A 7,638-nucleotide genomic window follows, 5' to 3' on the forward strand; every position below is an offset into this window, starting at 1 on the left:
CGAATTTTCTAGGAAAGAGAGTCAGCCATGGCTGCCAAAGACGTCTATTTCGCTTCCGACGCGCGCGACAAGATGCTGCGCGGCGTCAACACCCTCGCCAACGCGGTGAAGGTGACCCTGGGCCCCAAGGGCCGCAACGTGGTCATCGAGAAGTCCTTCGGCGCCCCGCGCTCGACCAAGGACGGCGTCTCGGTCGCCAAGGAAATCGAACTGGCCGACAAGTTCGAGAACCTGGGCGCCCAGCTCATCCGTGAAGTCGCCTCCAAGACCAACGACAAGGCCGGCGACGGCACCACCACCGCCACGGTGCTCGCCCAGGCGATCGTCGTCGAAGGCCTGAAGTCGGTCGCGGCCGGCATGAACCCGATGGACCTGAAGCGCGGCGTCGACAAGGCGGTCGCCAAGGTCGTCGAAGAGATCAAGTCGTCGGCCAAGAAGGTCTCGTCCAACAACGAGATCGCCCAGGTCGGCACCATCTCGGCCAACGGCGACGTGGAAGTGGGCGAAATGATCGCCCGCGCCATGGAGAAGGTCGGCAACGAAGGCGTCATCACCGTCGAGGAAGCCAAGACCGCCGAGACCGAACTCGACGTCGTCGAGGGCATGCAGTTCGACCGCGGCTACCTGTCGCCGTACTTCATCACCAACGCCGAGAAGATGGAGGCCGACCTCGAGGAGCCGCTCATCCTGCTCTTCGAAAAGAAGCTGGCCTCGCTCCAGCCGCTGCTGCCGGTCCTCGAGGCCGTCGTGCAGTCGGGCCGTCCGCTGCTGATCATCGCGGAAGACGTGGAAGGCGAAGCCCTGGCCACGCTGGTCGTGAACAAGCTCCGCGGCGGCCTGCGCGTCGCGGCGGTGAAGGCTCCGGGCTTCGGCGACCGCCGCAAGGCCATGCTGGAAGACATCGCCACCCTGACCGGCGGCACGCTCGTCTCGGAAGACCTGGGCATCAAGCTCGAGTCGGTCACGCTCGACATGCTGGGCAAGGCCAAGAAGGTCACGATCACCAAGGACGACACCACGATCGTCGACGGCTCGGGCGACAAGGCCGACATCGACGGCCGCATCGCCCAGATCAAGGCCCAGATCGAGACGACGACCTCGGACTACGACAAGGAGAAGCTGCAGGAACGCCTGGCCAAGCTGGCCGGCGGCGTCGCGGTGGTCCGCGTCGGCGGTTCGACCGAAGTCGAGGTGAAGGAGAAGAAGGACCGCGTCGACGACGCCCTGAACGCGACCCGCGCGGCCGTGGAGGAAGGCATCGTCCCCGGCGGCGGCGTCGCCCTGCTGAAGGCCTCGAAGGTCCTCGACGGCTTCAAGGGTGACAACGACGACCAGGAAGCCGGCGTCGCCATCGTGCGCCGCGCGCTGCAGGCCCCGATCCGCCAGATCGCCGAGAACGCCGGCGTGGAAGGCTCGATCGTGGTCGGCAAGGTGCTCGAGAACGGCTCGGCCACCTTCGGCTTCAACGCCCAGACCGAAGAGTACGTGGACCTGGTGAAGGCCGGCGTGATCGACCCCGCGAAGGTCGTGCGCACCGCCCTGCAGGACGCCGCCTCGGTGGCCGGCCTGCTGATCACCACCGAAGCCGCGATCGTCGAAGCCCCCAAGAAGGGCGGCGCCGGCGGCGCCCCGGGCGGCATGCCCGGCGGCATGGGCGACATGGACTTCTAAGTCCGACGCTCGACGGCTGAGAATGAGGGGCGGGGCCGCGAGGCTCCGCCCTTTTTCTTTGCTCCTCTCTCAGGCGCGGAGCGCCGTGGGAGAGGTTGGGAGAGGGCGACGCGGCGGATCGACCTGGCGCAGGCGTGGGATCAGGGGACCTCGCCCAGCCCGGGACCGGGTCCGACGCCGCGTCGACGCCGACGCCTGCGCCGCCCTCTCCCAACCTCTCCCTCGCCGCTTCGCGGCCGGGAGAGGGGTCTTCCTACTCCCGCCGGCCGTCCTCCAGGGCCACGCCGCCGATCCAGCTCGCGAGGCCGGTGATGACGGCGGCCATGATGCCGGCGAAGAGGCCGTGGACCTGGAAGCCGTCGAGCATGACGGCGACGAGGCCGATCATCATCGCGTTCACCACCAGCAGGAACAGGCCCAGCGTCAGCAGGGTGAGCGGCAGGGTCAGGATGAAGACGATCGGCCGGACGAAGGCGTTGACGATCCCCAGGAGCAGCGCCGCGGCGATCAGGCTGCCGGTGTTGGTGACCACGACCCCGGGCGTCACCTTCGAGGCGACCCAGAGGCCGAGCGCGGCGAACACCGCGCGCACGAGGAACCTGGCCAGCATGGATGAGCACCCTTCCCGTTCGACGCCGCCAGCCTAGCTGCGCCGCGCGCCGACGAAAATCCCGCTCCGTGAACAAGGGTCCGTTCACGAATGGCGGGCATTCTCGCTGCGACAGGCTGCCGCATGGGGGTGCGGGCAGGCCGAACATGCAGGACGAACTGGTCGTGAAGAGGGCGTCGACCCTGCTGGACGAGCGTTTGGACGCGGTGGCCGCCACCGCGCGCCGGATCTTCGTCGTCCGCCTGGTCATGGGCGCCGGGGTCGCCGCCCTGACCAGCCTGTTGTTCGATCCGGCCACCGCCGCAGCCTGGTTCGCCACCTACGTCGCCGGGGAGACGCTCAACCGGGCGGTCACGCGTCCCGTCCGCGAGGGGCGGCCGATGTCGCGGCCCAGGCGGGCGCTCTATGTCGTCGCGATCTTCTATGCCGCCGCGGTCTGGTCGGGCCTTTCGATCCTGTACTGGAACCACGGCTCGGAGGTGTTCCGCATCGCCGCGATGGTGATCCTGATGGGGCCCATGGTGCATGCCCAGGGGTTCGCCTTCCGCTCGCCCGTCGCCCTGGCGGCGATCGGCGTCCCGCCGACGGCGCTCTGGTTCATCCTGCCGATCGGGTTCGGCGGCTACTCGGGCATCGGCCTCGTGGCGCTCTCGGTCGGGCTCGTGATGCTGCTGGCCTACCTGGCCGTCAGCGCGCGGGCCAACATGCGCACCGCCGCCGAACTGGCGGCCGCCCAGCGCGCCGCCGAGGCCGCGAACGAGGCCAAGTCGAACTTCCTGGCGATGATGAGCCACGAGCTGCGCACGCCGCTGAACGGGGTGCTGGGGATGGCGCGCGCGCTGGAGCGCACCGCGCTCGACCCGCGCCAGCAGGGCTATGTGGCGACCATCGTGCGTTCCGGCGACGGCCTGCTGACGATCCTCAACGACGTCCTCGACATCGCCAAGATCGAGGCCGGACGGATGGACCTGGAGGTCGCCGCCTTCGACCTGAAGGGCCTGGCCGACCAGTCGATCGAGCTGTGGTCCGAGACGGCGGCGGGCAAGGGCCTGTCGCTCGCCTGCGAGGCCGACGCCGACCTGCCGGCGCGGGTGCTGGGCGACGAGACCCGAGTGCGTCAGATCGTGCTGAACCTCGTCTCGAACGCCTTGAAGTTCACCGAGACGGGCGGCGTGGTCGTGAGCCTGCGCTGCGCCCCGGGCGCCGACGGCGACGGCGGCGTCGAGATCGTGGTCGCCGACACCGGCATCGGGATGACGCCGGACCAGCAGGCGGCCCTCTTCCGCCCCTATGCCCAGGCGGAGGCCTCGACGGCGCGGCGCTACGGCGGCACCGGGCTGGGCCTCGCGATCTGCCGCAAGCTCAGCCTGATGATGGGCGGCGAGATCTCGGTGTCGAGCGCGCCCGGCGAGGGCTCGGCGTTCCGCGTCTGGCTGCCGCTGCCCGCCGCCGAGGCCGTGGCGGCGGCGCCGCAGGCGTGCGAAGGCCTGCCGGCGCTGCGGGTGCTGGTGGCCGACGACAACCCGATCAACCAGGCGGTGGCCCGCGCGGTCCTGGAGGCCGCCGGTTGCCGCGTCGAGACGGTGGCCGACGGCGCCCAGGCGCTGGAGCGTCTGCGGATCGAGGCGTTCGACGTGGTGCTGATGGACGTCCACATGCCGGTGATGGACGGGATCGAGGCCGTGGGCCGGCTGCGCGACGGCCAGGCCGGGCCGCCCGACGTTCCGGTGGTGGCGCTGACCGCCGACGCCATGCCCGGCGAGGCGGCGCGCCTGAAGGCCCTGGGCTTCGACGCGCTGCAGCACAAGCCGGTGCAGCCCGCCGCCCTGATCGGCGCCATCGCCGAGGTGATCCAGGCGCGGCCGCCGCGCGCCGGGAGCGATGAAGCCGCGGCCTAGACCGCGCCGCCCTCGTCGCTCTTCTCCAGCGTCGCCATGGTCGTGGCCTCGCGCGGGACCGGCTTGGGGTCGGCGTTCTTCAGCGCGGTGTTGCGGAAGGCGTAGACCAGCAGGCCCGTCATCAGCAGCGCGTTCAGGAGGAAGGGGAGCGGGCCGTAGCGCTCGTACAGCAGCACGAAGGCCGGGGCGAAGATCACGTTGATGCCGTTGACCGCGGCGATGGCGCCTGCGACCCGCGCCTGCTCCTCGATGCCGACGGCGATGGACGAGCCCGCCGTGAAGCCCGGCCGCGCGAAGCCGAAGCCCAGGGCCGAGACCGCATAGCCCGCCACAACGCCGTAGTAGCCGGGCGAGAGCGCCACGATCAGGTTGCCCAGCGCGGCCACGCCCACGCCCCACCGCAGGAGCTGGCGCGGCGTCATCTCGAACATCCGGATCAGGCCCCACTGCGCCAGCAGGCCCGCCACCGCCCCGAACATCATGGCGATGGCGATGAAGTACTGCGCCTGGGCCGGGCTCATGTGCAGCTTGTCGATGATCAGGAAGCCCAGGCTCTGGGCCTGCGCCGTCTGGCAGGTGGCGACGATGAAGCCGTAGACCAGGAAGGGGGTGATGCGCGGGTCGCGCCACATCGCCTTCTCCTTCGCCGCGCCGCCGACCACGGGCTTGCGCGGGCGCTGCGCCTCCGGGGCGACGGGCCGGTCGGGCAGGTAGCGCCAGACGACGAACAGCATGACGAGCGCGATGAGCGAGAAGCTGTAGAGCGGTCCCGCGAGCCCGATCATCGGATAGACGAACAGCGGCGCGAGGAACGGGCCGATCACCGTGCCCAGGCCAAACGCGCCGGCGAGGCTGGCCATCGCCTGGGTGCGCCCCTCGGGCGGGGTGCGCTCGGCGACATAGGCCTGGGTGGCCGGGTTCGAGGCCGCGCCGAACAGGCCGAACAGCGAGCGGGCCAGGAGGAACAGCCCGAAGATGACCATCGGCGGCCACAGGTGCGCGAGGCCCGCGCTGACCACCAAGCCGCAGAGCGCCATCGAGATCGTGAAGCCCGCCAGCCCCAGCATCATCAGCGGCTTGCGCCCGTGCCGGTCGGACGAGCGGGCCCAGTAGGGCGAGGAGAACGCCCAGAGCAGCGCCGAAAGGGAGAAGATGCCCGAGACCATGAAGTCGGGGATGCCCACCGAGCGGCCGATGGCCGGCAGCACCGAGATCAGCCCGGTGTTGCCCATCGCCGTCGCCGCCGACACGGCGAAGATGATCGTGAACGAGCGCCGGGGGATCGCGGGCGTGGGACTGGACATCGCGCACAGGCTTTAGGGGCGTTGCGGCCCCGCGGCAAACGCGCCGCGCCCGCGCTCACGCAGCATTAAACATTAACGGCCATGCTCCGCGCACGTCTGCGGGGAAGCCATGTTCCAGATTATCGGTCTCGTGCTGCTGTTCGGCCTGGTGTTCGGCAGCTACATCATGTCCGGCGGGAACATGGGCGTGATCCTGCACGCCGCGCCGCACGAGATGATGGCGATCGGCGGGGCCGGCGTCGCCAGCTTCCTCGTCGCCAACTCGATGACGACGATCAAGGCCTGCGGCGGCGGCTTCGGCAAGGTGTTCGGCGGTCCCAAGTGGAAGGCCGGCGACTACCGCGACCTGCTCTCGCTGCTGTTCCTGCTGACCAAGACCATGAAGTCCAAGGGGGTGATCGCCCTCGAAAGCCACATCGAGAACCCCGGCGAGAGCTCGATCTTCACGCGCTTCCCGAAGATCGGGAAGGATCACTTCGCCATCGACTTCATCTGCGACACGCTGCGGATGATGACCATGAACCTCGAAGACCCGCACCAGGTCGAGGACGCCATGGAAAAGCAGCTCGAGAAGCACCACCACGAGGCGCTGGCCCCCAGCCACGCCATCCAGAACCTCGCCGACGCCCTGCCCGCCCTGGGTATCGTCGCAGCCGTGCTGGGCGTCATCAAGACCATGGGCGCGATCACCGAGCCGCCGGAAATCCTCGGCGAGATGATCGGCGGCGCGCTCGTGGGGACGTTCCTGGGCGTGTTCCTCGCCTATGGCATCGTGGCGCCCATGGCGACGCGCATGAAGGAGGTCGTCGAGGAGGAGGGCTCGTTCTACAGGATCATCCAGGCGGTGCTGGTGGCCCACCTGCACGGCAACGCCGCGCAGATCTCGGTCGAAATCGGACGCGGCAACGTGCCCAGCCCCGCCCAGCCCAGCTTCCTCGAGCTGGAAGAAGCCCTGTCGGCCATCCCGGCCGAGGCCTGACGCGCCGTCCAGGCCCGGAGGTCATCGCGTGCAGGCCGTGTGCAGGCCTGCCGCTCCGCGCCGTTAACATCCTCGAAACGAAGGGTGGCGCTCGCGCCACAGGCGAACCCAGGATCACGGAACCGTGAGTTAGCGCTTGCCATCACGGCGGCGTGAGAGGTACTCCTATGCCCGCGTCGGGGGGCGGTCTTGCCCTGCAGTAAGGCCTGACCGGCGCTCGAAACACCGACCAGACCAGGGAACTCCCAATGAACAAGCTCATGATCTCCGTGGTGGCCGCCGCTGCCGCGCTGTCGCTCGCCGCCTGCCAGAAGAAGGAAGAAGCTCCGGCCGCCGAAGCGCCCGCCGCTGCCGCCGCCGCCGCCGCTGCGAACTCGGCCGACGCCGCCGCCGCCTCGGCTTCGGCCGCCGCCGACTCGGCCGCCGCCGCGGCTCCGGCCGCCGACGCCGCTGCCGCCCCGGCTGCTGACGCCGCGGCCCCGGCTGCCGCCCCGGCCGAGAAGCACTAAGCTTCCCGACCCGATACGGGTTACGGAAGGGCCGCTCTCCGGAGCGGCCCTTTTTCGTTGCCCGGACGCCACCGACATGAGTTCCGTCGCCCCGAGTTCGGGCAGCCCGCTGGAATGGACGCCCGACGGCCAGCCGCGATCGCGGGCGTTCGGCGACGTCTACTTCTCGGCCGAGGACGGGCTGGCCGAGACGCGGGCGGTGTTCCTGGAAGGCTGCGGCCTGCCGCAGGCCTGGGCCGGGCGGCGGCGGTTCGTGGTGGGCGAGCTGGGATTCGGGACGGGCCTGAACATCGCCGCCCTGCTGCACTTGTGGCGCGAGACGCGGCCGCAGGACGGCCACCTCCACATCTTCTCGGTCGAGGCCTACCCGATCACCGCCGACGAGGCGGCGCGGGCCTTGTCGCGCTGGCCCGAACTGGCCGAGGTCGTGGCGCTGCTCACGGCGCGCTGGCCGGGCCGGGCGCGGGGCCGCCATCGGGTGGACCTGCCCGAGCTTTCGGCGACGCTCGACTTGGCGGTGATGGACGTGGAGCCGGCGCTGGCGGGCTGGCAGGGTCGCGCCGACGCCTGGTTCCTCGACGGCTTCGCGCCGTCGGCCAATCCGCAGATGTGGTCGGAGGAGGTGCTGGGCCTGGTGGCCGCGCGCTCGGCGCCCGGCGCGCGGGCG

At 70.3% G+C, this 7,638-nt stretch carries 7 protein-coding genes; 5 read left to right on the plus strand and 2 right to left on the minus strand.

Annotation, left to right across the window (positions count from 1 at the left end; translation table 11 throughout):
* Positions 1-27: 27 nt before the first annotated feature.
* The gene (gene groL / locus KF737_RS04620; RefSeq protein WP_296450814.1) at positions 28-1,671 is read left to right on the plus strand and encodes a chaperonin GroEL; all 1,644 of its coding nucleotides are present in this window, start codon (positions 28-30) and stop codon (positions 1,669-1,671) included.
* Between the two features lie 253 nt (positions 1,672-1,924).
* On the opposite strand, the gene KF737_RS04625 is transcribed toward groL, so the two are convergent.
* Positions 1,925-2,278, minus strand: coding sequence for a phage holin family protein (locus KF737_RS04625; protein ID WP_296450831.1), 354 nt, complete (start codon positions 2,276-2,278; stop codon positions 1,925-1,927).
* Positions 2,279-2,427: 149 nt separating this feature from the next.
* On the opposite strand from KF737_RS04625, the gene KF737_RS04630 reads away from it, so the two are divergent.
* Complete coding sequence (locus tag KF737_RS04630) at positions 2,428-4,179, plus strand: ATP-binding protein (RefSeq protein WP_296450816.1); 1,752 nt, start codon at positions 2,428-2,430, stop codon at positions 4,177-4,179.
* Here the strand turns inward: KF737_RS04630 and KF737_RS04635 are convergent.
* Positions 4,176-5,483, minus strand: a complete 1,308-nt coding sequence (locus tag KF737_RS04635) for an MFS transporter (protein WP_296450818.1) — start codon at positions 5,481-5,483, stop codon at positions 4,176-4,178. The genes KF737_RS04630 and KF737_RS04635 overlap by 4 nt on opposite strands.
* A 109-nt stretch (positions 5,484-5,592) precedes the next feature.
* On the opposite strand from KF737_RS04635, the gene motA reads away from it, so the two are divergent.
* From motA to mnmD, 3 genes are all read left to right on the plus strand, one after another.
* Positions 5,593-6,462: a flagellar motor stator protein MotA gene (gene motA / locus KF737_RS04640; RefSeq protein WP_296450819.1), complete on the plus strand. Its 870-nt coding sequence runs from the start codon at positions 5,593-5,595 to the stop codon at positions 6,460-6,462.
* Between the two features lie 248 nt (positions 6,463-6,710).
* Positions 6,711-6,971: a hypothetical protein gene (locus KF737_RS04645; RefSeq protein WP_296450821.1), complete on the plus strand. Its 261-nt coding sequence runs from the start codon at positions 6,711-6,713 to the stop codon at positions 6,969-6,971.
* 76 nt (positions 6,972-7,047) lie between these two features.
* A partial coding sequence (mnmD, locus tag KF737_RS04650; RefSeq protein ID WP_296450823.1) for a tRNA (5-methylaminomethyl-2-thiouridine)(34)-methyltransferase MnmD occupies positions 7,048-7,638 on the plus strand: 591 nt, incomplete at its 3' end.

Source organism: Phenylobacterium sp., from assembly GCF_019636135.1.
Classification (GTDB): domain Bacteria; phylum Pseudomonadota; class Alphaproteobacteria; order Caulobacterales; family Caulobacteraceae; genus Phenylobacterium.